This is a genomic window from Mixta sp. Marseille-Q2659 (genome assembly GCF_940807255.1).
GTDB lineage: Bacteria > Pseudomonadota > Gammaproteobacteria > Enterobacterales > Enterobacteriaceae > Mixta.
This window is the reverse complement of record NZ_CALNWY010000007.1, coordinates 143,612-168,071: the sequence shown is the minus strand read 5'-3', so window position 1 is coordinate 168,071 and position 24,460 is coordinate 143,612. Positions and strand designations below refer to the sequence as shown.

Sequence of the window (24,460 nt, the reverse complement as noted above, 5' to 3'; positions counted from 1 at the left end):
AAACATAAAACACCGAACTCCACCCAGACCAGACCTGCGCCGTACCTGAAGCCTGGTTGCCCTCACTGAACAGCCCCCGCCGCGCCGGCCCGGAGGGCCGGTACTGCAGTGGCTGATAAATGGGTGTTGTAACTAATTCATTAGTGTTGCTGTTAGTAGTGTCGCTGAAAGGTTCTTTTGTCTCCGACCGTCAGACTTCTGACTGGCTGACAGGCCGTTGCTTTAACGGCGTCTGGCAGGGCGTGGTTGGGTTTGTGCTATATATACGTTTGAGGGCGGCTGCGCCGCGCTACCGGCGCCATTTGACCGCAGATGATATGTAGCATTTGCTGGCGCCTTCATGCCGCTACGCGGCATACAGGGAGGCTACGCACTGCGCGCCTGCCTTAATGTCTATTCCGATATCCTGTCAGAACTGGCTGAACTACGATACCCCTTTAAGCCCATGGGCAGCATGCTCTGATGCTTGCAGGCTTTTTGACTAATACCTCTGAGGGTATATGAGCGAGAATGAATAAACAGAATTTAATCGGATGATGGCCATCGTGGTGAAAAATTCTGTGGTCTGATATCGCTAGCAAGATTTCAGCCGCATGAACGATGTCGCGCGCGGCGAACTGGAAAGCCTGTTCACTGAGGGGGACGAGTATGATCCGCTGGCCAGCATTCAGATAAGCCTGAGTGTGATGATGGGCTATGCTTGGCAGAACAAACGCCTGTACGGGATTGCTACCCTTGTGCTGCAGCTATCATGTGATATTAAAACGCTTGGTAAGCCTGCCGGCAAGGCCGCGCTGCGCCAGCTGCTAACGAAATCAGCGAACTGTTTAAAGAGCCTAAGTTTATGAAGCGGATGATCTTCATCTGAATCTTTCTTATTAAGCGGGACTGGATACTTTTTGCAGCACGATTTGCGGACCATTTTGTTTACTATGTAAACCGATTGTCGTTATACTACAGCGTATTATTTCCCTAACTGAATCCCCGGAGGTGCTTATGTTTAGCCATACACCACAGACGATCGCAAAACAGTACAGCCTTTTAGGCCAGTTCTGCGTGCCTGGCATTCAGGGTAAATTTGAAGTGCGTTCACATAATGGGCGCAAAACTCGTCCTCTGCTGATTGTCGTTCATGAGAGCTGGGAGAAGGCTTCCCGTCGTGAGCGCGTTGCGCCGGTGAGTGTTGTTGAGCTTGAAGCCAATGGCGAACAGCATCAACTGCAGCAGGATGAAGCCCTTCCAGGGGTGAATACTCAGCGGTTTGATTTCAGCCAGATGGCGCTAGAATTCTTCCATCATAACCATCCGGCCCAGTTTGCCTAATGTCGCCCAGCCTTCATCATCAAGAACACGACAAAATCCTCATCTGGCCTGATGAGATTGAAAATCCTGACCTTTATATAAACCTGCCCGACATCTTTGATAACTTGGGACAGGCTCATGAGGTGCTCCTTTATGATGAAGCGGGCATAGCCTCTGTCTATAGCCGCGTGCGTGGCACCGGCATAATCTCAGCCAATTTCGTACTGGAATTCGATCTGATCCCGCCCGAAGGTTTTCCACAACGCGTTCCGCAGATCACCTCGGCTTTTGTCAGTGATGACTTTCGTGGCCTGAAAATCGCGCAGATGGTATATCGTCTGCTGATGGCGCACTACGGTGCGATTATGAGTGATTCAGTACAGACGCAGGGCGGCATCCTTATCTGGCTGCTGATGGCGCAGGATGATCAAATCCTCCTCAATATTATGGAAACCGCAGGCAATAGACTCCGCTGCCGAGTTAAAAATGGTATGGCTGAAGAATATTGCGGGGAACCTGATGCGCTGGAAGCTGCTGCGCCGACTATCTGGGGCGGGGCTTCCGAAGCGCATGAACTTTTCGATCCCGAAGTACTGGGATTCAAGCCCGCTTACCGGGCTTTTGATAACATCATTCTGACTGCACGCCCTGTTTAATCAACTGGAAAAGAGCCTCTCCTGCATAATCAATCTGGTCTTACAGGTAGGGAGCCGCTTGGGAAGCGGAAAATATCTCACGTTAATACTGTTTTGCAAGAAAAGGCGGATTAACGGACTCCTTAGAGTCTGGGGTATACGTTACTCTCACGAGATGCAGGAAGAAGAGAAATGCCTTGCCGGTGAGTCGTTACGGTCAGAGGGAACGTTTGACTGTATTTTTGGGCTGTGGCCAGCATGGTGTGGCGAGGCATAAAAGATAATGCGGTTAAGTCAACACACTTACATTTAACATAAATAGCATTATACGAACTGGGTAGCGTTTTTTATGTTAAACTACTTTGGCTAATTTTGATTATTTTCAGCTTCTTAGTGGCAATCTTGCTTCAGCTCTTCCTCAGTTAGACCAGTCACGTTTATAACAGACTGAATGCCCATACCATTCTTTAACAGATTGCGGGCGATCCTGAGGCTCGCTTCCTGTACGCCCTCCCGTAAACCTTCTTCTCGCCCCTCCTGACGTCCCTCTAGTCGTCCCTCCAGACGACCTTCCTGTCGTCCTTCCAGGCGACCTTCCTGACGGCCTTTCTGCTCAAGCTGCTGTGCAATCGTCATCAGTTCATCCTTATGTTGTGGTACCCGCAGCGCCAGCTCACGGATAAAGGCGCCTGCATCGGCGGTTTCACCCGCCTGGAGCATATAGTTTACCAGCGCGTGTATCTGCTATCCGGTCATGAATTCCGCAGCCATTAGCAAAGCCAGCTGGTTAGGCGCCTCTTTTAAATCACTTAGTGACAGAGTGCTTCAGCTCTTCCTCAGTCAGACCAGTCATATTCATAACAGACTGAATGTCCATGCCATTCTTTAACAGATTGCGGGCGATCCTGAGGCTCGCTTCCTGTACGCCCTCCCGTAAACCTTCTTCTCGTCCCTCCTGCCGCCCTTCCTGACGTCCCTCCTGACGGCCTTTCTGCTCAAGCTGCTGTGCAATTGTCATCAGTTCATCCTCATGTTGTAGTACCCGCTGCGCCAGCTCGCGGATAAAGGCGCCTGCATCAGCAGTTTCACCCGCCTGAAGCATATAGTTTACCAGCGCATGCATCTGCTGTCCGGTCATGAATTCCGCAGCCATTAGCAGAGCCAGCTGGTTCAGCACCTCTTTCAAATCGCGCCGGCGAATATGCTTTTGTAGCAGGGTTAGTGCGGCCATACTCCGATGTTGCATAATTTCTTCATCAGGGATTGTCGTTAAATCTACTAACGGGAATCCGCTACTATAGAGCGTTGTTGCTACCTTCGATTCGCTGAAAAGTTGCAGCCAGTTCATACTATAAGGATAGGGGCTGCGCTTACCCTGATAAAACAACACGGGAATGACAAGCGGCAAAGCGTTATGCCCGGCATCAAGATGACGTTGCATCGCCGCCACGGCATAGCGCATCAGGCGGAACGCCATATGTCTGTCCGGCGAGCTTTGATGCTCAATCAGGACATGTACATACCCGTCACCTTTTTGGGTTTTTAGCGAATAAAGCACATCGCTATAGTAAGAACGCAGGTCATCTTCAACAAAACTACCAGACTCCAGCCTGAGAGTCGCAAGGTCGCAAATCGCGAGCAGCGCAGGCGGCAGATGTAGCGTCATAAAGTCCCGCGCGGTTTGCGGGTGGGAGAGAAATGTTTTGAAGACCGCATCATGCGATGTAGGCGTGCTGTTATTCTTCATTGCGTCACCTGAGCATTTTCCCTGAGCTTCTGTGATATTATTGAGGCCTCAATCAAAGCAGACGATGAAAAAATAAATTCAGCAGGCATGATTTACTTTTTCAGCCTGCCAGTCATTATTGAAATACATTAAACTGAATGTTGCCCATCGTTTGATAAGCTTGGTTTTTCGCAAAAATCATTAAGAGAAGTCATTAGTTAAAATAAATAGTTTTCCGGTATAAGGATGGAATTTCTTGGGTTTAGTTCATGTGGTTCTATAAAAGACTCCGGCGGTGAAGGAAATACTTCTGAAGTACCAGCTAATTGTTCAACTTTGAATTTATCTTCGAAGATATCTTGAGCAAAAGCATGGATGCTGGGAAAGAATTCAATGCCGGAATTAACTCTTTCAACAATTTCTTTAATTTCAATTACTTCATCACCTCTATTTATGATTTTGGCTTCACTGGCACTGGGTTTGTGAGATTCACTATGTAAATCACTATAGTTTTCTACCGGATCACCATCATACAATGATGACACAGTCTCTATTTTGCAACTTTTAAAAAGTGGGCTTAGCACTTCATTCCCATAGCTATTGGCGAAAGGGCCTACATTTAATCTTAGGTTTTTGTTTTTATTTGAAACACGTTTAATATTATGGGATATCGCAGCAACCTCGCCAGATCCGAAATAAAAAAACTTAATGCCCTGTTTATTTTTTGATTTAATGCTATTGACGGTTAAAATATCCCCTCTTGGTTAAAGCAATGATTTAATCATTTTCTCTCTTTTTCTTCTTTCAAAATTCAATCAAAGATTCGCATTTGCAGTCATTGTTACTATGATTAAAAATTAAATTTACCTAACGTTTCATAGGCTAAATGTCGGATTAATATCCGTCAGCATAGCCAGGGTTAATTACGGGGGAGATAAAGAATGAAAGATTTCAAAGGTAATAAACAGGCGCTGCCGGTGCGCTACTGCAAGCAGTGTCACAAGCCCATGACGTGGCGCAAAAAGTGGGAGAAAAACTGGGATGAGGTACAGTACTGCTCTGAACGCTGCCGCCGCGCCGCGAAAGCGGCACGGACAGCAGCAGAGTCATAAAAGATTAGTTTGCAGGCGCCGTTTCCTGGCGCTTGTCACCAAACCGTTCACGCATGTGCGCTTCGATCTGCTCCAGTGACTTGCCACGCGTTTTCGGCAGCACCAGCGCGACAAAAATCAGCGATCCGACATTGATAGCGGCAAAAATAAAGAAGGCGTTATTACCCACCAGCGACAGCAGAGGCGGAAAGGCAAAGGCCACTGCCGCATTGCAGATCCACTGAAAAGCCACCGCCGAACCGGTCAGTACGCCGCGTACCTGCATTGGAAAGAGTTCTGACATCAGCAGCCAGTAAACCGGTGAAATGCACATCTGCATAAAGAACAGAAATACCAGAATACAGGCGAGCGCCAGCAGGCTCTGCGTCATGCTGTTTGGCATAAACACCAGCACCGCGCCCAGCGCCAGCTGCATTGCAATAACAATACATAACCCGGTCATCAGCATTTTGCGTCGGCCAAAGTGGCTGATTGCCTTGATACCGGCAAACGTCGCCAGTACGGAAACCACACCGTTGCCAATGGTCGCAGCAATCGAGGCGCTGGTTCCCATGCCGGTACTCTTCAGGATAATCGGCGTGTAGTACATAAAGGCGTTGACGCCGGTAAACTGCAGTACAATACCCATGCCGCAGCCCATCAGCAGCAGACGAACAATCCACTTCTCTTTCAGCAGCTCACGCGCCGCCGGCCCCTGTCGTGCCATGCGGGCGTTTTCACGCATCTCTTTCATTTCAGCTTTAATTTCGCGCGGGTTTTCGCGCAGCTTACGCATGATGCGCATCGCTTCACTGAGGCGGCCTTCCGCTACCATCCAGTGCGGCGACGCGGGGACGAAGAAAGTGCCGATAAACAGCAGTACGCCCGGCACCATTGCCAGTGCCAGCATATAGCGCCACATTTTCGGATCATGCAGCAGAAGACTCATCGCCGCGCTGACGATATAAGCCAGCAGCTGGCCAGAAACAATCATCAGCTCATTGCGGCTTACCAGCGGCGCACGACGCTTAGGGCCGGCGATTTCAGCGATAAACACCGGCACGGTAGATGACCCGCCGCCTACGGCGATGCCGAGTATAAACCGCATCACCACCATGATTTCGATATCAGGTGCCACCGTGGTACCAAAAGCGCCGGCGACAAACAGCAGCGCCAGACTGCGCAGGGTGATGCGGCGACCAAAGCGATCGGAGACGTAACCGCTGAGAAACGCACCTACCGCGGATCCAAACGTCAGTGAGGATGTCACCAGCCCTTCGGTAAAGGGCGTAAGGTTAAGTCCGCCTTGTGCAGCAGGTAGTGTCATATATGGCAGTGCGCCGGAAATAATCCCGGTGTCATAGCCGTATGCGAGGGCTCCCATTGTGGCCACCAGCACCACAAAAAACAGTCGTTGCTGTACGGTAAAATTAAGCGCGCCGCCGTCGTCCGGCGAGCCCTGAGAAGAGTTTTGCATAGCTGCATCCCTGTTTAAATGGCACACACAGCACGCTGCTGTGTAAAGAAAGGTATGAGTATAGGAGCGATCTTCGGAATGGGATCTGAATCACATAATTCGTTAAAAGCAGCGGGTCCCCGGTACTAAACCAGTAAGGTATGCCGTCTGCCTCTGTAAGCCGGGCGCAATCATTCTGCTGTATCCGTTTCCGGAACGCCCGTGCCGGCCGATACCTTACTCCGCACTGCCTGAAAGGATGCTGCCTGATGCCCGTGAATTTTGATCTTAATGACCTCTATGCGTTCCGCGCGCTGGTGGAGTACGGCAACTTTCGCCTGGCAGCGGAGTCGATCTGTCTGTCGCAATCTGCGCTGAGCCGCCGGATTGAAAAACTGGAAGCGGCGCTCGGCACACGGCTTTTTGACCGCACAACGCGTCGCGTTACGCTGACGCTCTATGGCCAGAGCTTTGCTGAACGATCTGAACAGCTGCTGGCAAACGTGGAAGCGGTGCTGGCCGACATCAATCAGGTAAGCCAGGAGCGCACCGGTCTGGTGACGGTCGCGACAGTGCCTTCGGCTGCATATTACTTTATGCCTGAAGTGATCCGGCGCTTTCGCGCACGCTATCCGCGCGTGCGGGTCAAAATTATCGACAGTAGCGTGGGTAATGTTATTGAGGCGGTCAGCAGCGGCCAGGCAGATTTCGGGATCTGCTTTGCGAAAAGCCTGCCGCCGGCCATTGAATTTTTACCGCTGGAAGAAGATGTGTATGTTGCGGCCTGCCGGCACGATCACCCGCTGACGCGCCGATCATCACTGAGCTGGGAGGAGTATTTTCAGCAGGAGTATATCGGGCTGGATAAGGTATCCGGTAACCGCTCCCTGCTCGACCAGGCGCTGGCGCATATCATTCCGGCGCGACCCAGCATCTGTGAAACGCGCCACGTCACTACCCTGTTAGGCATGGTCGAGGCGGGCATTGGTATTGCGGCAGTGCCGGCGATGTCGATGCCCTCCTCAGGGCACTCATTACTGGCGCAGATACCGCTGACGCATCCGGTGGTGACCCGATCCGTGGGTCTGATTCGCCGTCGTGGCCGTATTCAGTCATACGTTGCCGCCGAGTTGGAGAAGCTCATTACTGAACAGTATCACCCTGCTTAGCGGTCGCGGTTACGCTGTGCATACCGGTTGCGGTCACGATTTTCTGCGCCTGCGGAGAGGCGAGGAAACTCAGCAGCGCTTTACCTTCATCGGGGTGCTGTGCGTTTACCGTTACCGCGCCGGCGAAGCGGGTAATGTACTGCACGTTTGCCGGCAGCTCACCGACAAAGCTGACACCCGGCACCGGCAGCAGCTCGCTGACCTGCTGGAAGCCAATAGCGTAACGTCCCTGCGCCACCTGTGAGGCGACCGGAATGCGCTCTACCATTTGCGCTTTTGTCTGCATCTCCCGATCGATCCCCAGCTTTTTAAACAGCTCATTACTGACATAGCGGCCGCTGGCGCTGTCTGAATAGGCGACAGACTTTGCGCTAAGCAGTGTTGTACGCAGCTCAGCCTCGGTTTTAATCGCCGGCAGCGGATCGCCCTGCTTTACCACGATACCAATCGGCGAGTCTGCCAGCTCCTGGCGGGTGCCGGCGGCAATGCGCTTATCCTGCTGCAGATGCGTCAGCGCATCACCGACCATAATCACCACATCAGCCTGTTCACCGCGTGCCAGGCGGTTAGGGATAGCCTGCGGCGTCTTCCCCATTGAGGGGCCGGGGATAACCACCAGATGGTTACCGCTCTGTTTTTCATAGACGGGTGCCAGTTTTTCCAGTGCAGCTTTAAAGCCGCCGGAGATCATCACGCTGACATCCTGCGCCAGCACGCTGGTGCTGAACGTAGCGAGCATGATTGCAGTAAGGCTCAGAATCGGTATATGCATTATTTCATTCCCTGTTAGCGTGCAGTTTGCAGCGTCAGTGCGCGACGACGATAGAGATAGAGCGTGGCGAGCAGCGCGCAAATCGCGGCAAAGCTCATCCAGTAGCCTGGCGACGCTTTATCACCGGTATACTCAATCAGCGCAGTGGAGATAACCGGCGTAAAGCCGCCAAAGACCGCGGTCGCCAGGCTATAAGCCAGTGAAAAGCCTGCCACGCGTACCTCGGCTGGCATGATCTCGGTCAGGACCGGGATCATCGCGCCGTTATAAAGCCCGTAAATAAAGGAGAGCCACAGCAGTACCGTCAGCATCATAGAGAAGCTCGGTGCCGCCGCCAGCATGGTCAGCGCCGGGTAAGCGGTTGCCAGCGCCAGCAGCGTCATCGCGACCAGCATCGGCTTACGGCCAAAGCGGTCAGACAGGGCACCGCCCACCGGCAGCCAGAGAAAGTTAGAAATGGCCACCAGCAGCGTGACCAGCAGACTATCTGATGCGCTGAGCATCAGCACCTTTTTGCCGAAGGTAGGCGCGTAAACCGTGATCAGATAGAACGCGGTAGTGGTCATCGCCACCATCAGCATACCCGCAATCACAACCGGCCAGTTGCTCAGCAGTGTTTTAAATACCTCACCCATCGCCAGATGTTTACGGCGCGCGGTAAACTCCTGCGTCTCTTCCAGTTTGCGACGCAGAATAAAGATAAACGGCACGATCAGGCAGCCAAACAGGAACGGGATACGCCAGCCCCAGCTGCTGATTTCACCCGGCTCCAGAGCGGCGTTCAGAGCAAAGCCCATTGCGGCTGCAACCATAATGGCAACCTGCTGACTGCCAGACTGCCAGCTGGTGTAAAACCCTTTGCGGCCCGGCGTGGCGATTTCAGCAAGATAGACCGAAACCCCTCCCAGCTCAGCGCCTGCTGAAAAGCCCTGTAGCAGACGGCCGGTCAGCACCAGCAGGGGTGCCCAGAGGCCGATACTCTGATAAGAGGGGATCAGTACAATCAGGAATGTGCCCGCCGCCATGATAGAGAGCGTGACGATAAGCCCTTTACGACGGCCCACTTTGTCGATGTACGCGCCAAGCACAATGGCGCCGATAGGACGCATCAGAAAACCGGCGCCAAAGACGGCAAAGGTCATCATCAGTGAGGCAAACTCACTGCTTGCCGGAAAAAAGGTATGGGCGATATAGGTGGCGTAGAAGCCGAAGAGAAAAAAATCGAACTGCTCCAGAAAGTTACCGGATGTTACGCGCAGTATGGCACTGATACGCGAACGGGTGGTCATGGGTGAGGTAGAGGAATGCATCAGAATCTCCAGTTGTCATGGGCGCTTTATCGTTGCGCCTGTCACGAAAGACTGGATCAGAAAAATAGAGTTAATAAGCGCAATAAACTCATGCACTGATGTGTTGTATGCATTAATGCGGGGCGGGTATCGAAAATTGGTTTATATATTATGTTGTTAAATATATGTAAGCATCATGTCAGGAAAATTCAGGCTGAAAGGTGATACATCAGCTTTGTGACCAGCATCAAGCCTAAAGTCCAAACTTTTATACTCAAAAGCTGATAATACTACCAACTCACTGATTTAGTGCATGATGGGGTTTTTTGAGTTGCTCCAGTGGCTTCTCTTTCCATCAGTTGTCCTTCCTATTCAGCTACTGAAGGTATGGTGCGTAACAGTATAAGCACTGCCGGATATCAGCGCTATCTCTGCCCTCACTGCTGTAAAACATCGCAGCTGCAGTTTACTTACACCGCCTCTCAGCCCGGTACACACCAGAAGATTATTGATATGGTCATGAATGGCGTCGGATGCCGGGCCTCAGCGCGCATTATGGGCGTGGACCTCAACTCCATTTTCCGCCATTTGAAAAACTCGGGCCGCAGTCAGTAACCTCACGTATACAATCGGGAGGTGACGTCATTGTCTACGCTGAAATGGATGAACATTAGGCTACGTCAGTGCGAAATCACGCCAGCTCTGGATGTTTTACGCGTATGACTGGATACGCAGGACAGTTGACCCATGTATTAGAAGAACGCTATGGCCATGCTGGAGCGGCTTCTGAACCTACTGTCGGCCTTTGACGTGGTGATATGGATGACGGACGGCTGGCCGCTGTATGAATCACGCCTTAAGGAAAAGCTGCACGTTATCAGCAAGCAATATACGCAGCGAATAGAGCGGCATAACTTGAATTTGAGGCAGCGTCTAGCAAGGCTGAGCAGGAAGTCACTGTCATTCTCAAAATCGGAGGAGCTGCATGGCAAAGTTATCGGGCATTATCTGAACATAAAACATTATCAGTAAGTTGGAGTCATTACCCATAAGTTATGGCATTGATAACTGTATACGTATGGCTGCGAAAAGGCAATATATTTATCTATCTTCTCATTAACGTCAGCTTCCTGAGCACTATTAACAAGGTAAACTTTCGTGCTGAATGGTTGTTTTGGCTTTTGCCTTTTTAATACTGTTTCAGTCAATAAGTCTGGCGAGAGCGCAGCAGCTACGTTCATGTCGTTAGCCGGAAAAAAACCTTGGCTTCAGGGATAATCCTGCATGAATAGTTCCTCATGACGAGGTCTCTTTTAAAGTGCCAACTAATTAAGCAAGATACCAACTCCTGTTCTTTATCGCTTTACACCAGAAATTCCTTCCTGCTGAAAACCATAAAAAGCCTCGCAAAGGACTTTACCTTCGGGTGCTGCTATGTGGAGTTTAACGTGAGCTTTTACTCTCTATAGCTTATATAAGCTATAGAGAGTGGCTATTCTGACATGATCATAAGCTATAAGGAGTAAACATAAGCTATAGAGAGTGATGTAAGTTTTAGTGTTTTAAAGCTGAGAAGCGGACAGGGGGTACAATTCACTAAAAATCAAAAGGATAAGTTCAGATAAGAAAAACCTTCACTTGTCAGTCATAAGCTATAGTGAGTAATCAGCTGCTCGCCATCACTGTATAAGCTATAGTGAGTGAAAAAAGCAATAATTTGCGTTTTTTGTAAAGTATAGTGAGTAACACCCACTCCTCAGCGCATAAATATAAGCTATAAGGAGTAAAACGCGTCTTTTTCGCCACAAACCTAAGCTGCAGTGAGTGGATTTTTTATAAAATTGATAAACTACAGCGAGTTAGTATAAGGCTATACTTACAGCTTCATTGATTTTATTCTCTCCAGAGAAGACAACAACTCATCATAGCTTATGTATTACTGAGACTTAAAAATCTTTTCCAGATCTTGAAGAGAAATACCGAGCTTATCGAGAAGTTCAATCTTTTCCTGCAGTTGCGGGTCGAGTAGCTCTTTTGTTTTCGTTGTTACCTTCGGTGATTCCAGCTGCTCCGTCTTGGGCGCTCTGAGCTTTGGATAGCGATTATGGACCTGGAAGTAGACGCTGCGTCCCTTCTGAACTTCGCTATAGTCCAGATAACCAATCTCTTTAAGCTGCTCCATCGCACGGCGTACTGTCTGGTTCTGCGAAAACACAGGAGAGCGCAGATTCAGCCTTTCGCGAAGACGCGCCAGGGAGATAGGAACCGGGTTCTTTGGAAGGCTTTCAATGTAGGTATAGAGCGCCTGAGCGGACTCACGGCGTTTAAGCGCGTTGATCGCCTTGAGCTGCAGTAACACCTTGTGATCAAACTCATAGAGCTCAAAAAGCTTTGGGTCAGCCTGCAGGATAACAATATCTTTTTTGGTATCGTAAAAAGCAGACTGGACCAAATGCGTGATGTATTCTTTTGCGTCGTCGCCGCTTTTTGAAGAGAAAGAGATGGTGGTGCTGGCAATACGCTTCAGAGACGGGCTGATACGTTCTCTGAGCTGCTTTGAGGAGCGGCTTGAGGGGATGCCGCAGAGCTTAGCAAACTCTACAAATGAGAGCTGTACCTTGTCGCCAATGACCTTGTCTTTGTGCTTTGCAAAGGAATGGATGATCCCAACCCAGGTCTTGAAATCGTTATCCATATCCAAGCGCGGACCGACTATCTCAACCTTTTCATAGCCTTCTGCTTTTGCAAGAGACAGACGCGTCAGTTCCTCGGTCGCATCGGTTATTGAAGATGTGTTTTTCTTACTGTTTTTTAAGGACTTAAGCGTAGGGACAAATACGCCTAGGCGCATCAGTGCCACAGGCTGCACAGTATTGTTGGCATTCGGCGTCAGAGTAACGATTTCACCGGATTTCGTGTCTTTTTCTTCAAAAAGCTTTGTTAAGTCAAGATTGTCGCTAGCCACAAGCGTTCCTGCAAACATTTCAGAGGATCGTTGAGCATAATCAACCGATCCGGATTGTGAATTATTAGATAACAACTCGCCAATGATCGAAGTAATCCTATGACAGGTAATCAGATTAGTTATCCACAATCAAAACGGGACAATGAGCAATAAACTCACTATAGCTTATGTATTTTCCTTATTACAGCTTATATTTTACTTTCTATAGCTTATCGTGATCTCTGTATAGCTTATATTTTACTTGCTATAGCTTATGCGTCCTCCTCTTGAGACCAGAACTGACGCGGCCTGCGGCGATCGGGGATCTCTTTGGGATCTATAAAGGATCTCATTGGGATCAATTTATTGGGATCTATCGCGTGGATAAGTGGATAACCCTAAGGGCTCTCAGCTCAATAGGTATGTCCATACCATCATCAATGGCCCATTTACAGCCGATCTCTGCTACAGATAAACCGTCGCTGTAGACCACTCTTAACCAGCTTACATTTATGCACTGATGAAAGCCTTTAGGTGCTACGGGGTATCACCCTCACACTATGAAAGGAAATGTTATGAAGGATCCCTCTGAAATTGTCTGAGAGATATTTTGTGCTCACTACGAGTTCGTCAGGCATTCCCTCTTAAGCGATTACTTAACAGTAATGTCACAGAAAGAAGATCTAAAATTATTCTCGCATATAAAGACCTTGATCGTTTAGGACTGCCAAAAAGTATGTAAAAAATGCGCCCATTTATCTTTTAAGAGATTGTTATTTAATAACATTTTTATTTTTCCAAACTTGCCAGTATGTTTTTTGCACAGACCTGTAATATGTTGAAAGTAACGTTATCAGCGCGGTCACCATAACAATAAGGAAAGATTTTTCCATCAAATTGTACGTGGAGACGCCACAGATATCTCTTCTCCTACCATTCAAGCCATAGTCAAAAAACAGCGATTACAGTTAACAGAACATATGGCATCTTGAGTAGTGTTGCGCCATCAAAATGGTCATTGTGGGTTTCCCTATCACTCAGGCATGTTGATCGATGATTCTCTATAAGCAGAACGTTGAGAATCCAAGAATTAGGCAGATGGAGCAGTTGAGTTGTCTGTGAACGCTAAGCCGTATAGAAACAGGATATTCAGGGATGGGAATTTCAGCTTGAAATTTTTCAAAACTGTTCAGATATAACAGCACATTAGAGAGTTTTCTTGGTGGGTATCCAATAAAAAAGGGAGATACTCACTGGAGTAACCCCTCTTGTTTTCACGCTGGATTGAAAATTATTTTGTGAGCATCTTTTCAATAACAGTTTTCACAGCATCATCCAGCTCTGCTTGCCAGGCCGCAGGAATACGCGAAAACTCATACGTCACAAGGCGCTTTTCGGTGTCTGTTTTTTTCCGCGCAAACTGCTTTTTATCGCCGAATTCCGCTATTTTCTCGGTCACGACTTTTTTCGCATCACGCGCTGACTTAGGTTCAGCACTGGCTGCACGGAAGTAACCAATAATCTTTGCCTTAACAGCCGGATCATCGTGCTCAGTGAGCGCATCATGCGCAATACGTTCACGCACGCCCTCTGCCAGTTCTTGGACACTGATTTGCCTGCTCGCCGCTTTCTCTGCAATATCCAGTAAGGTCTTATAGTCGTTAATAGAGAGCTCGCCGACGGACGGAAAGACCGCAATCATTTCATCAGGTACTGACGCCGCCTGGAAAGCACGCGTGACTTTTGCCGGCGACAGCCCTTCCGCTGCAGCAATGTCAGACTGATTCATATGCTCCGGGTACATTAGCTTAAGGCGATTACCCAGCTCACGCAGTGTGTGCTCTTTTGCTGTCTGAATGTCAATGGCCAGCTGCCGGGCGTCTGAAAGCGACAGCTCATCTTTCGTCACTAACACTTCAAATGGCATACCGCTGTAAATGCATGCAGCCCTGCGGCGTGAACCGTCCAGGACTTCAATACGCCCATCTACCTCACGACCAATAGCCGGAAAGAACTGCTGCAGTTTAATGGTGCGTGAAATGTCGCTGACGGATTCTTCAGTTAAAAAGGCTTGATCGCGGCCGTTAATCGTGGCATCCACGTAAGTCTGCGTCTCAATGTCATCATGCAGAATCTTGGTCAGCGTAAACCGCGCGGTGGCACTGGATTTAAGGGTAAAAGTACGGGTACTTTCCTTTTCGCTCAGCATTTTGCTGAAGCTGGAGTTACCAAGGGTACGTCCCATTTTCTTCAGTTCTTTCATTATTGCATCCCTCTAACGAACTCAATCCGTTTAAACACGGCCTGGGTAAAGCGTTCGGCTTCACGTTTGGCATTTTTGAGCGCTTCTGAACTACCCGGATATGACTGTGGATCGGCACTGACGATGGTGTCGAACGTTTCCCCGCAGCGCTCAAACCCATCCAGTCGGGGAAGCGTGGCGTCCAGGATGTAAGACGTAAACACGTCACGGGCCAGGCCATGCGTCATCTCATGATCACGTTTGGACGTCATCTTGGACATGAAGCCAATATTTCCTTTTATACGCGGTGTAATCCCCTCCTCTTCCAACTGCTCCAGCATATCGGGTAAGCGGGTGAGATATTTCAGGGTCGAGTGGAAATCCACCTGCGCAGGCGGTGTTGGCGTGAGAAGCAGATCGCTTGCCGCAATAGCATTAAGCATGAATGCGTCAAGATGAGGCCCGGTATCGACGAATATGAAATCATAGTCGCTTCCCACCCTATCGATAATGTTTCGGCGCAGGACTTCAGAAGGCAACCCGCCGGGCAGGTGTTCCTGAACCAAGCGATCCCACTGACTGGCCACAAACCCATCATCAATGGAAGCTGGAATAATATCCACTCCCGGAATGATGGTTGGCTTGATGATTTGTTCTCTGAGCTGTTGCGCATCAAGATCATTTAGCATGGCCTGAGCGGCGGTTTCGACAATTGACCCGATGCTGTTTGCCTGATTCAGGAACATGGTGCTGGATGCCTGCGGATCCAGGTCGATAACCAGATTACGCAAATCATACTGCAGTAGGTCAGGGTGAACGCGTAATCCATGAGCAAGCGTCACGGTACTGACCGTTTTGGATACCCCACCCTTAAGATTGACGACGAAGATCACAAATGGACCTTCGCCCTTATGGAGGTCGCGGTATTTTGGCACCTTCCGGTGAGCGTAGATATCAACAACGTTTTGAACAGTCAGCGCGTAATGTTTTGCATTCCCGGCATCCTTTTTGCCAAACACATGCCCTTTGGATTCCATTTCTTCAATGGCCTGCTCAACAGCACGGCGGCTAAGCTTAGGCAGGTTGGCCACGGCATTACGTGTAAACGTCTGATAAAACTGATCGAGACCGAATTCTTGGCGCTTATCGATTATGTCATCACTCATACTGCGTAACATAGCATTCGCTCTGCGCGCAGTTTCATCCACTCCACCGTAGTTACTTTTCATCATCCGCTCCGCTGACAATTAATTTAGCCAGTGTACATTTATTAATGCTTTGTGCAATATTTTCATGTATTCAATAAAAAGATGTACAAGTAAGGTTGTGTGAACTTATTGCCTCTTATTCTGCTTTATAAGGGATTAGTTAACAGGCAGCGGGTGAAATGCCGCAAGCTTCCTGCTTTTTCGCTGCCTTAAATGCGACGTCTCAGTTCCTGAAACAAGAATGAAATTCCCATGCAAATTTCATTTTTAAGTTACTGATTTGAAATATTTTAATGAATTTATTTCAATGTGAAATTCCCAATGGGATTACTGCTTAATTCCGCTTTAATGAGCAAGTTTATGCGATTATCAGGTAGGCGACTGCTCGCGGGCATAAGGCTATGATGAACAAGCATTACGGGAAGTAAAAAGTAGCCTAATGCTGATCAGGTCCTCCTCATCACGCTGGACTGTTTAATTGCAGCGACGATAACCTGCAAGTGTGTACTTCTCATGAACATGGCAAATGGTACAGGCCACACACGGATTTTCGCAAAGGCAACCGCCCCGACACTGTGGCCGCTGACTATATTGCAGCACCTGTGATCGGATTGGCTGTCAGCTTGTTACGCAGCTAGGGAGAGAGTGCTTGTCGTCAGGCTGCAGATGAACGCATGGGCACACCATCTTTTGAATTCATCTGTTCGCTTGCCAAATTTTTTCTAAAAGCTGGGCTTTGCCCTGCCCTCTTTTATACAGAGTAGGGAAAAGAAATACCGAACGTAAAATACCGACTCAGCATTCCACAAAAGGATACCGGACAGTTTTATAGCCTTTCAGGCAATGTGAAAGCTTTGCCCCAGAGAGTTGAAAAAACCGGCTGAGAATGGGTTAGTAAAAGTTAACAATCATTCACTATTACTGCATAAGGCCCCGTTATTTTGTCGCTATAATCTGCAGAGTGGTTCAGCCTTAATAGCGTGGAATACTCCCGCGTAAGTGCCTGTAATGCTGGCTTCCCAAAACATCTTCATGGTGAATACGTCATGAGCGCCAACCTGACAGGTGTGGAGGAAATCTGGCTGGCAGGTAAAACCACATACGTTAAGAGTGGGCAGGTGACTTTATATAATCCGGGAAAATTACACGCGTCGCATTTTGACAGTCAGTCCGTTGATTTTATCAGCGCGCACATGCCCCAGAGCGTCATGAAACCGCTGGCTGATGAGGGCAATATACGCAGCGACAGCCATGCGCCCGTTCTGCGCTAAGGCATTATTGAAAATAGACTACTGTTTAATGCGCCGTACCGGTTTGCGGCTTCTGCGCGAGAAAGTGAAGGGGCAAGTGAAAAGCAGTAGCTGATGTTGCTGTGTGGCGAACTGCTGGAGACCCCGGCATTTCTGCAGGACGATGACGAACGGAGGCTCAACGTTGTAATTGAATACCTGAGAGAAAATCTCAGCGTAAAACCCCAGCTGGATAGGCTTGCGCAGATGGTAGGGTGGAGTAAATATCATCTTGTGTGCTTCTTTACCCAGCATACGGTTATGCCGCCCTTGCAGTACCATATGCAGCTTCGCCTGCATTACGCTTGTGACTTACTTCACAGAAACTTTCGTCCGCTTGATACAGCAATAATGCTAGGTTTTTACGATCAGAGTCATTTCATTAATGCCTTTCGCAAAGTAATAGGGACGGCGCCTCATCACTATGTTTTGCTGGTCTGCTCCGGCCACCATAAATTCTCGATATCTTGACACAATGACATAGAGCGCATAATAACTGAAAATAAGGGCCGAGGCAGTGTAGGAATATTTAAGCAGTCGCTGACCAAGCATCCTGCCACCGAAGTTCCCGACAAGGCAAAGCACGCATGTCCAGAACATATCCGCTATAAAGAACCCATTCAGAAACCACGACGTGCCAGTCAGGCTATGATGACCCATCCGGAAAATTAACGCACCGCCCACGGTGGCGAACCATAAGATGGCTGTGAGCGAGGACATTGCTAGCACAATATCTGCCCGAACTCCCGCAGGAGCGGCGGAGCTTAGTGAGTTTCGCTGACATTAAGTTCTGCTGCCTTTCGGTATGCGGCCACCAGCATTTTACCGGCAAATCAAATTTTTCCCCGTCCGGATTTATTAATTTGATCCAGCACAGCCATGAGTTCATCTGCATTTGCACGCGGAAGCTGCCCGCTGAACATATCCAGTCACGCCACGCCTGACTAATAAAAATCACCCAGCATGATACCTGCCTTAGCGTAGCGATATCCCTGCCGCCAGATAGAATCGAGAGCCCGCGCATAGTGAAGTTTATAATGTCGCGTGTATTACTGGTTGGATATTCACTTATCAGTGAGGCTGTATTGGCATATTGAGGCTCATTACCGTAACGACCTGTAGCAATAAACAGACTGATATGCTGGCACCTGGATCCCTGCTCACGCAGTTTTTCTGCCGCCCTGATTTCATACATAACTACTGCATGCTAAATGTTTTCAAGCTCGGTTATACGTTGCCCAGATGATTTTGAGCAGACAATCTGTTGTTTAGCAGGAGGCACCTCTTCAAGCTCGATGCAGGACTCTCCGTTAAGCTCCCGGACCGTTAGTTCCAGAACGACGTTAAAATTCTTCCTGATCAGATTCGTATTACTGTTAGCCAGCTCCAGAACAGTATTGATACCCATAGCCTGCAGACGTTTCCTTATCCTGCCTCCAATGCCCCACACCTCGATGATATCATTCAGCGCCATCAGCTTTTGCTAACAAACTAGGCTCGACAGGTCTACCAGGCCATTTGTTGTGTCCACTTTTTCGCTGTATGGTTAGCCAGCATAGCCAGCATAGCCAGCGTCTTTGTTGGCCCAAAACCGACTCCAATTGTAAGACCCCTCTTCATCCTGACGCGATTTCTCATCTGATGGCCAAACTTCTCAAGGGGCATATAACTGGCAACATCGGTCATATCAAAGAAGCTCTCATCAATCGAATAAATCCCCTGATCAAGCACCATCTCGCCTAGGATAGACATCATTCTCTGACTCATGCCACCGTAAAGGACGTAATTAGAGCTGAAGACAATGACCCCACATTCGCGAAAATAGCGCTCATTTTTGAACAGGGGGATCACCCATTTTGATGCCCAGCGCTTTCGACTACGCGCTGTGGGCGATCACGCACCCGTCGTTGTTTGAGATTACGACGATAGGTTTCCCGCACAAATCGGGGCGAAATACGGTTTTGCAAGATGCGTAAAAATTGTCAGCGTCAGACAGCGCAAACATAGCAAATTTCTCTAATGTTTATTGTTTATCCATAAAGTATCAATAAGGCTTTGTAAATTATCAACTGGATGATTTAGTTATGATTTTATAACCAAATAAAACGAGCTTAGTTATCTTATTACAACTAAACACAACACCAAATAACTAAAATACTTTTTCTTTTCAGCTAAGTTTAGTCATATTAATCTCATCTCATCTCATCGGGATATGTTCTTTATTAACATGGAAAGGCAAATGCCGGAGCTTGAGTGGAAACGAAAAGCTGAAAAGCCGAAAAGCCGAAAAGCCGAAAAGCCGAAAAGCCGAAAAGCCGAAAAGCAAAACCCCTGAACCGTATCGAACAGCGATAAATCACACGTTAAAGGAGCTGCAAAAATGGCCTGACGTCAGGCACCTTGAGATCATGAAACTGACAGTTGACAAAGAGGAACGTTAAAAGCTCGTGATAGGCAACTACCGCGTGTTCTGAAAAGTAGTGAAAGGTCAGCCTGTAATTATCGAGATAGTGGAAGTGCTGAGACGAACAAGTAAAACATACAGCAAACGGTAAAAGGACGGCGGGGAAACCCGCTTGTCTGCCTCTCCAGCATTGCCCCGGACACTGAAACTTAATGTAAAGAGTGTAATCGTATGAGTGCAATACAATTTTTGACAGATGCCGAAGGGAACCGCATCAGCGCCGTTATCCCTATCGAGCTGTTTAACAGACTGGCGGCCGAAAGCGAACTGGATGAGTTTTTCGAGTCAGTACCCTTTGAGTCTGATGACAATGACGACGAGACAATTCCCGACGCTGTCGTTGATATACGTCATTACAAAAATGTGCCGCTACACGCGGCATGGCGCATCTTTCGCGGCTACTCGCAGGAGTATGTCGCTGAAGCGCTGGGCATTACTCAGGCGGGCGTATCTAACATGGAGAAAAGAGTTAAGCCTCAAAAGGCGACGCTTGAAAAGCTGGCCTGCATCTATGACTGCCGCGTGGCGCAACTGTATTAAAACTACCAATCAAGCCCGTGCGCAGCGAGCTTTTCGTGTTCTTCTTCACAGCAGCCTATTAAATTAGGTCATTAAACAATATGCACAAAAACTTCGATAAAACGTGGTATTACGTATCACGCTGATATTTACATAAACTCATATCGGCTTTCAGTAAGAGTGTCAGGGAAGATATATTAGCCCTTCCTGACGCTTTTATTTTATACGACCGCGCTGAAATAGCCCGCAGAGATGGGGCCAGGACAAAAGAGGTGTGACTCGCCTGGCATTCTGCCATTCTAAACTGCGCGGTTGATTTAAAAGCTGCAGAACAGCTGCGCCAGCGCGTTGAAGAACATCATTTACTGAAAGAGTCATTAAACGTTATTCCTGAACACTGGCATGAAGGCTGGAAAACAGGAGAAGTCCTGCGATATAGACCAGGAAATGATGCAGTAGGCACAGGATCCACGCGCATTTCAGTCGCGAATCGGGTGAAACGGAGCTGCCGCCGCAGCAGATGCAGGCCCTGGTATATACTGACCTGTCACGACAAATCACACGGCATATCCTGCGTACGGCACTAACGATGGGTTATGATGGTCTTACAGGCGCCTCGCCGGATTCAGAGTGTAATTTCCTTGCAGCATTTAATGAGCGTGCTATCAGAAAACATGCGTGACCCACGCTCTACGCTGCACAAAGGCCGGGACCGGCTGCTATCCGCAGCCGTTCGGGCAGGCCATTCACTTTGAGCGTACAGATATCAATTTTTCTGAGTAAACAACACTGTCACCTGGCATATCTTTATTAACGAATGACATCGCCCCGATCGTCACGTTATCACCGATTCGGATGTCACCGATAATACAGGTATGGTCGCCAATATCGCAGTTATCGCCAATATATACCTTGCCACCAGGGTTTTTAGAGTCTTTACGTCCGATAGTTGTGTTCTGCCGCAGATTGATATTTTTCCCGATGACGCTTTCAGCGCGAACAACAATCCCTACGTAATGATTTAGCTTCATACCCGGGCCGATAAAGGCAGCCACGCTGATATTTGTGCCTTACTTCCTGAGCAACCCGTAGTTGATACGGCGGGCCCATTTACGTTTACGCTCAGAAGGCTGAGTGTGCAGGTAGTTCGCCAGTTGCCACCAGAAATAGAAGTTCTTTTTGTAGCCAAACGCCACGCGGTGAAAGACCTCAAACCAAGAAAATTTCTTTATTTCCGGGGCATTATCCTGTTTGCCTGCCCGGCTATAATACGCGTGCAACCGGAATGTCAGCCCAGTGTGTGGTACAGGCTAGGCTGAGCATCTCTCGCTTCATGTTTTATTCGGTATTCACTCCCTATTCTGCAAATCACACGTTTCCCCGCTCGGACTGATTAATGCCGTCCAGCATTTTCATGAGCTGCACACTGTTCTTTCGTGACTGCCTGTCATCAAAGAAATTGAGCTGACTCACTCCGTCCGGGATAAAGTCATCGAGCATAATGCCCGCTTTTATGTACTGGCGACCTTCGAGCCAGATGTGATCGAGCAAGGCATGGCCATGCCAATAATGTCCCGCGTACCCTAGGTGGGCAGGGTGAGCTTTTCTCCGGCGCTGTTTCCGTAAATCACCTCGTTGACCGCATGCGGCGCGGTGCGAATAAACACGCTGACACGCCGGCAGAACTGCCATTCTCCCCGAAGCTTTTCGGCCGCTCTTGTCGCGTACAAGCACAGCGCCTGCTGCATGGAGACCTTTGAGGTGATGCGCTCACCTAAAGAGCGGAAGCAGCAAATTTGTTACTTAGCAGCGGGCAGTTCCTCAAGCGGAATACGGGATTCGCCGTTCAGTTCGCGTACGGCTCTCTCCAGAACCACGTTAAAGTTTTTCCGGATGAGGGTAGGGTGGGCGCGTGCCAGCTGTAGCGCATTATGGATACCCATCAAATTCAGACGTTTGCTGATGTGACATTCCACCCCCCAGATTTCTTCCACAGACTGATTTTCCAGAATAATAGCGGGGCGCTTTGGGTTGTCTGGCGTAAGCGCGAACTGCTAAGACATTTCTGAGATAACCTGCCACCCTCAGGCTACAGAAATCGCTGTGGAGGCTTATGCAGCAAATGGCCAGGTTATATCAATAATGAAACTCTTTGAACGTCTGCTTCTGGCATAAAGCGTACTAACACCAAGCTAATGTCCGCTAAGAGCGAGGAGCGGACGTTGGCGTTGTTTATAAAATTCCGGTTGGTGTCGTTTTGGATTAGTTTAGAGATGAAAAATATTGAGTTGGTGACTTCCCCAGCGCTTTTCTGAACATAGTGATAAACGCACTGACCGAATCATATCCCAGCGTTCCGGCTACGTGCTGCACGGATTGGCCTTCTGCCAGATGGCTCAGCGCAATCATTAAATGCAGTTGCTGACGCCAGCGACCAAAGCTCATTCCTGTCGCATTTTTTATCAGCCTGGCCAGAGATCGTTCGCTGGTAGCCAGATGCGCAGCCCACTGCTTTAGCGTTCTCCGGTCATCAGGATCATTAAAAAGTGCCTCAGCCATAATCCGGATTTTAGGATGGTCGGATACAGGCAGGTGGAGCGCTTTAACCGGCACATCCGGTATATGTTCCAGCAGCACCGCTGCCAGCCTCGCGGTTTTACTGTCAGGCGAATAAGCATGTTCCTGCTCTGCCAGAAAAAGAACCAGCTCGCGGACCAGAGGAGTAATAGCAAGGGTACAGCAGGTTTCCGGCATCGCTGCCGCGCCGGGCTCAATAAATAAAAAGCAGGTGTCTGCATTCTTCGTGACCCGACAACTGTGGGGGATTTTTCCCGGAACCCAGACAGCATGTCCCGGTGGAACAAGCCACAGCGCATCCTGAACCTTACAGCTCACTGCACCGCGCAAAGAGAGAATAAGTTGTCCCTTACGGTGAGCGTGCGGACTCTGACCTGCATACTCGCCTGACGATGATACATGCAGCGCGATAGCAGCCTGACTGAAAGCATCGGCATTAAACTCATCCGGTGAGGTCACCGGTTTTTTATTAACTGGCATGATTTAGTTATATGTTGTCAGGTTATCTATATTGTGTAACTCATGCGTCCTTTAAAGTCTTTCTTTTTACCAGAGAACGCAAAATTTATGTCCTACACTACGAACAGGTGGTCTTCTGTCATACTTGTGACCGGCATCCTTTTTATTGCCATTAACCTGCGAGTTCCATTTACCGCTATCGCACCCGTTTTAGAGTCCGTTCGCCATGATTTTGGGTTAAGTATCACTGCCGTTGGGTTGCTTAACTCACTGCCTTTACTGGCATTTGCCGCATTTTCTCCCCTGAGTGCATCAATTTCCCGGAAGTACGGTCTGGAGCGCACCCTTTTTGGTGCCCTGGCCGTGATTTCGGGGGGTATCCTGCTTCGCTCCACAGGCAGTGTCTGGGCGCTTTATGGCGGAACCATATTGATAGGTATCGGGATTGCTCTGGGCAATGTCCTGCTGCCTGGCCTTATAAAGCGTGACTTTTCTGGCAACGTGGCTTCCGTAACAGGGGCATATTCCATCACCATGGGCGCCGCTGGCGCCATTGGCTCTGCCATTGTCATTCCTCTGACGCAGAGCTGGGGCTGGAACATCGCGTTAGCCATGCTGGTTTTAGCACCGCTGCTTGCGTTGCTTTTATGGTTGCCCCAGTTAAAGAAGAAGCATCAGCTGCCAGTAGCGGGTGAGAAAAAAGCGGCGACCGTCGCGGTGTGGCGCTCGCCTCTGGCATGGCAGGTCACCTTGTTTATGGGCCTGAATGCGATGCCGTTTTATGTTGCTGTCGGCTGGCTGCCAGCCATTCTTACGGACAGTGGACTCTCTTCAGCTCAGGCTGGTGAGGTACATGGCATCCTTCAGCTTACCACCGCCATTCCCGGCCTGATTCTGGCAGCCACGCTGCGTCGTCTTAACGATCAGAAATTAGCTGCTGCTGGCGTCAGCCTGTTAACCGGGGTGTCATTTATCGGCATCCTGTATTTGCCGAATCTGGCGATGCTTTGGGCTGCGCTTCTCGGCTTTGGCTCAGGTGCCAGCATGATGCTGGGTCTGACCTTCATCGGGCTGCGTACTAAAAACGCCGGTGATGCTGCCGCGTTGTCAGGCATGGCGCAGAGTGTCGGTTATCTGATGGCGGCGATGGGTCCGCTGTTGCTGGGCAAAGTACAGGAGTTGTCCGGAGGCTGGACGGTGCCATTACTGATAACCGCAGCAATCGCAGTCGCAGGTGCCTGCACCGGAATGGCTGCCGGACGAAACGCTCACCTGGAACCTGTACAGCAGCCGGGGTGAATTAGCTGACACAGCAGGG

General features: G+C 49.1%; 20 protein-coding genes and 3 pseudogenes. 10 read left to right on the top strand and 13 right to left on the bottom strand.

Annotated features, from left to right (window positions below):
• The first annotated feature begins 593 nt into the window (after nt 1-593).
• The 3 genes from P3C52_RS07945 (at nt 594) to P3C52_RS07935 (ending at nt 1,958) form a co-directional block, all read left to right on the top strand.
• The gene (locus P3C52_RS07945; protein ID WP_275554484.1) at nt 594-848 is read left to right on the top strand and encodes a hypothetical protein; all 255 of its coding nucleotides are present in this window, start codon (nt 594-596) and stop codon (nt 846-848) included.
• 148 nt (nt 849-996) lie between these two features.
• Nucleotides 997-1,323, top strand: coding sequence for a hypothetical protein (locus tag P3C52_RS07940; protein ID WP_275554483.1), 327 nt, complete (start codon nt 997-999; stop codon nt 1,321-1,323).
• Nucleotides 1,323-1,958, top strand: coding sequence for a hypothetical protein (locus P3C52_RS07935; RefSeq protein ID WP_275554482.1), 636 nt, complete (start codon nt 1,323-1,325; stop codon nt 1,956-1,958). Before P3C52_RS07940 ends, P3C52_RS07935 begins: the two co-directional genes overlap by 1 nt.
• 369 nt (nt 1,959-2,327) lie before the next feature.
• Here the strand turns inward: P3C52_RS07935 and P3C52_RS07930 are convergent, their stop codons facing one another.
• The 3 genes from P3C52_RS07930 to P3C52_RS07920 all read right to left on the bottom strand — a co-directional run bounded on the left by P3C52_RS07930 (nt 2,328) and on the right by P3C52_RS07920 (nt 4,247).
• Complete coding sequence (locus P3C52_RS07930; RefSeq protein WP_052246535.1) at nt 2,328-2,657, bottom strand: hypothetical protein; 330 nt, start codon at nt 2,655-2,657, stop codon at nt 2,328-2,330.
• An 85-nt stretch (nt 2,658-2,742) separates the two neighbouring features.
• Complete coding sequence (locus P3C52_RS07925) at nt 2,743-3,684, bottom strand: Rpn family recombination-promoting nuclease/putative transposase (RefSeq protein ID WP_040113383.1); 942 nt, start codon at nt 3,682-3,684, stop codon at nt 2,743-2,745.
• A gap of 197 nt (nt 3,685-3,881) precedes the next feature.
• Nucleotides 3,882-4,247, bottom strand: coding sequence for a hypothetical protein (locus P3C52_RS07920; protein ID WP_192415536.1), 366 nt, complete (start codon nt 4,245-4,247; stop codon nt 3,882-3,884).
• Between the two features lie 357 nt (nt 4,248-4,604).
• Here P3C52_RS07920 and P3C52_RS07915 point away from each other — a divergent pair, with 357 nt between their 5' ends.
• Entirely contained in the window at nt 4,605-4,775 is a 171-nt protein-coding gene (locus tag P3C52_RS07915) for a DUF2256 domain-containing protein (protein ID WP_071882943.1), read from the top strand.
• Between the two features lie 4 nt (nt 4,776-4,779).
• On the opposite strand, the gene P3C52_RS07910 is transcribed toward P3C52_RS07915, so the two are convergent.
• Complete coding sequence (locus tag P3C52_RS07910) at nt 4,780-6,231, bottom strand: sugar porter family MFS transporter (protein ID WP_192415535.1); 1,452 nt, start codon at nt 6,229-6,231, stop codon at nt 4,780-4,782.
• Between the two features lie 248 nt (nt 6,232-6,479).
• Here P3C52_RS07910 and P3C52_RS07905 point away from each other — a divergent pair, with 248 nt between their 5' ends.
• Nucleotides 6,480-7,379, top strand: a complete 900-nt coding sequence (locus tag P3C52_RS07905) for a LysR family transcriptional regulator (RefSeq protein WP_040113384.1) — start codon at nt 6,480-6,482, stop codon at nt 7,377-7,379.
• On the opposite strand, the gene P3C52_RS07900 is transcribed toward P3C52_RS07905, so the two are convergent.
• Together P3C52_RS07900 and P3C52_RS07895 are read right to left on the bottom strand one after the other, a co-directional pair.
• Nucleotides 7,354-8,151 (bottom strand): substrate-binding domain-containing protein, encoded by a 798-nt coding sequence (locus P3C52_RS07900; protein ID WP_040113385.1) that lies wholly within the window; start codon nt 8,149-8,151, stop codon nt 7,354-7,356. The genes P3C52_RS07905 and P3C52_RS07900 overlap by 26 nt on opposite strands.
• A gap of 14 nt (nt 8,152-8,165) precedes the next feature.
• Nucleotides 8,166-9,461, bottom strand: a complete 1,296-nt coding sequence (locus P3C52_RS07895; protein ID WP_275554481.1) for an MFS transporter — start codon at nt 9,459-9,461, stop codon at nt 8,166-8,168.
• Nucleotides 9,462-9,779: 318 nt separating this feature from the next.
• Here P3C52_RS07895 and P3C52_RS07890 point away from each other — a divergent pair.
• Nucleotides 9,780-10,472: pseudogene (locus P3C52_RS07890) on the top strand (IS1 family transposase).
• Nucleotides 10,473-11,376: 904 nt separating this feature from the next.
• On the opposite strand, the gene P3C52_RS07885 reads toward P3C52_RS07890, so the two are convergent.
• The 3 genes from P3C52_RS07885 to P3C52_RS07875 all read right to left on the bottom strand — a co-directional run bounded on the left by P3C52_RS07885 (nt 11,377) and on the right by P3C52_RS07875 (nt 15,855).
• Nucleotides 11,377-12,423 carry a RepB family plasmid replication initiator protein gene (locus P3C52_RS07885; RefSeq protein ID WP_082032682.1) on the bottom strand — a complete coding sequence of 349 codons (1,047 nt, stop codon included), beginning with the start codon at nt 12,421-12,423 and terminating at the stop codon, nt 11,377-11,379.
• A gap of 1,252 nt (nt 12,424-13,675) precedes the next feature.
• A complete protein-coding gene (locus P3C52_RS07880) occupies nt 13,676-14,650 on the bottom strand; it encodes a ParB/RepB/Spo0J family partition protein (protein ID WP_040113389.1) in 975 nt (324 codons plus the stop codon).
• On the bottom strand, nt 14,647-15,855 hold the full coding sequence (locus tag P3C52_RS07875) for an AAA family ATPase (RefSeq protein ID WP_192415537.1): 1,209 nt from the start codon (nt 15,853-15,855) through the stop codon (nt 14,647-14,649). Before P3C52_RS07875 ends, P3C52_RS07880 begins: the two co-directional genes overlap by 4 nt.
• A 959-nt stretch (nt 15,856-16,814) precedes the next feature.
• Here P3C52_RS07875 and P3C52_RS07870 point away from each other — a divergent pair.
• Nucleotides 16,815-17,105, top strand: a complete 291-nt coding sequence (locus P3C52_RS07870; protein ID WP_224144871.1) for an AraC family ligand binding domain-containing protein — start codon at nt 16,815-16,817, stop codon at nt 17,103-17,105.
• Between the two features lie 93 nt (nt 17,106-17,198).
• Nucleotides 17,199-17,594 carry an AraC family transcriptional regulator gene (locus P3C52_RS07865; RefSeq protein WP_343252008.1) on the top strand — a complete coding sequence of 132 codons (396 nt, stop codon included), beginning with the start codon at nt 17,199-17,201 and terminating at the stop codon, nt 17,592-17,594.
• 365 nt (nt 17,595-17,959) lie between these two features.
• Here P3C52_RS07865 and umuC read toward each other — a convergent pair.
• Nucleotides 17,960-19,128, bottom strand: a pseudogene (umuC, locus tag P3C52_RS07860) (translesion error-prone DNA polymerase V subunit UmuC); the annotation flags it as partial.
• A 630-nt stretch (nt 19,129-19,758) separates the two neighbouring features.
• Between umuC and P3C52_RS07855 the strand changes: the two are divergent.
• Nucleotides 19,759-20,127 carry a helix-turn-helix transcriptional regulator gene (locus P3C52_RS07855; protein ID WP_040113391.1) on the top strand — a complete coding sequence of 123 codons (369 nt, stop codon included), beginning with the start codon at nt 19,759-19,761 and terminating at the stop codon, nt 20,125-20,127.
• A gap of 725 nt (nt 20,128-20,852) precedes the next feature.
• Here P3C52_RS07855 and P3C52_RS07850 read toward each other — a convergent pair.
• The 3 genes and pseudogenes from P3C52_RS07850 to P3C52_RS07840 form a co-directional block, all read right to left on the bottom strand.
• Nucleotides 20,853-21,161, bottom strand: coding sequence for a hypothetical protein (locus P3C52_RS07850; protein WP_052246537.1), 309 nt, complete (start codon nt 21,159-21,161; stop codon nt 20,853-20,855).
• A gap of 208 nt (nt 21,162-21,369) precedes the next feature.
• Nucleotides 21,370-22,154 (bottom strand): annotated as a pseudogene (locus tag P3C52_RS07845) (DUF4113 domain-containing protein); the annotation flags it as partial.
• A 214-nt stretch (nt 22,155-22,368) separates the two neighbouring features.
• A complete protein-coding gene (locus P3C52_RS07840) occupies nt 22,369-23,163 on the bottom strand; it encodes a helix-turn-helix transcriptional regulator (protein ID WP_040113392.1) in 795 nt (264 codons plus the stop codon).
• Between the two features lie 87 nt (nt 23,164-23,250).
• On the opposite strand from P3C52_RS07840, the gene P3C52_RS07835 reads away from it, so the two are divergent.
• The gene (locus tag P3C52_RS07835) at nt 23,251-24,441 is read left to right on the top strand and encodes an MFS transporter (protein WP_040113437.1); all 1,191 of its coding nucleotides are present in this window, start codon (nt 23,251-23,253) and stop codon (nt 24,439-24,441) included.
• Nucleotides 24,442-24,460 lie beyond the last annotated feature (19 nt).

Excerpts from the sequence above, each read along its gene's own strand:
- P3C52_RS07840 (WP_040113392.1), bottom strand. The coding sequence starts at position 23,163 with ATGCCAGTTAATAAAAAACCGGTGACCTCACCGGATGAGTTTAATGCC.
- P3C52_RS07910 (WP_192415535.1), bottom strand. The coding sequence starts at position 6,231 with ATGCAAAACTCTTCTCAGGGCTCGCCGGACGACGGCGGCGCGCTTAAT.
- P3C52_RS07885 (WP_082032682.1), bottom strand. The coding sequence starts at position 12,423 with ATGTTTGCAGGAACGCTTGTGGCTAGCGACAATCTTGACTTAACAAAG.
- P3C52_RS07875 (WP_192415537.1), bottom strand. The coding sequence starts at position 15,855 with ATGAAAAGTAACTACGGTGGAGTGGATGAAACTGCGCGCAGAGCGAAT.
- P3C52_RS07945 (WP_275554484.1), top strand. The coding sequence starts at position 594 with ATGAACGATGTCGCGCGCGGCGAACTGGAAAGCCTGTTCACTGAGGGG.
- P3C52_RS07865 (WP_343252008.1), top strand. The coding sequence starts at position 17,199 with ATGTTGCTGTGTGGCGAACTGCTGGAGACCCCGGCATTTCTGCAGGAC.
- P3C52_RS07915 (WP_071882943.1), top strand. The coding sequence starts at position 4,605 with ATGAAAGATTTCAAAGGTAATAAACAGGCGCTGCCGGTGCGCTACTGC.
- P3C52_RS07925 (WP_040113383.1), bottom strand. The coding sequence starts at position 3,684 with ATGAAGAATAACAGCACGCCTACATCGCATGATGCGGTCTTCAAAACA.
- P3C52_RS07935 (WP_275554482.1), top strand. The coding sequence starts at position 1,323 with ATGTCGCCCAGCCTTCATCATCAAGAACACGACAAAATCCTCATCTGG.
- P3C52_RS07930 (WP_052246535.1), bottom strand. The coding sequence starts at position 2,657 with ATGCTCCAGGCGGGTGAAACCGCCGATGCAGGCGCCTTTATCCGTGAG.
- P3C52_RS07895 (WP_275554481.1), bottom strand. The coding sequence starts at position 9,461 with ATGCATTCCTCTACCTCACCCATGACCACCCGTTCGCGTATCAGTGCC.
- P3C52_RS07835 (WP_040113437.1), top strand. The coding sequence starts at position 23,251 with ATGTCCTACACTACGAACAGGTGGTCTTCTGTCATACTTGTGACCGGC.
- P3C52_RS07855 (WP_040113391.1), top strand. The coding sequence starts at position 19,759 with ATGAGTGCAATACAATTTTTGACAGATGCCGAAGGGAACCGCATCAGC.
- P3C52_RS07940 (WP_275554483.1), top strand. The coding sequence starts at position 997 with ATGTTTAGCCATACACCACAGACGATCGCAAAACAGTACAGCCTTTTA.
- P3C52_RS07905 (WP_040113384.1), top strand. The coding sequence starts at position 6,480 with ATGCCCGTGAATTTTGATCTTAATGACCTCTATGCGTTCCGCGCGCTG.
- P3C52_RS07900 (WP_040113385.1), bottom strand. The coding sequence starts at position 8,151 with ATGCATATACCGATTCTGAGCCTTACTGCAATCATGCTCGCTACGTTC.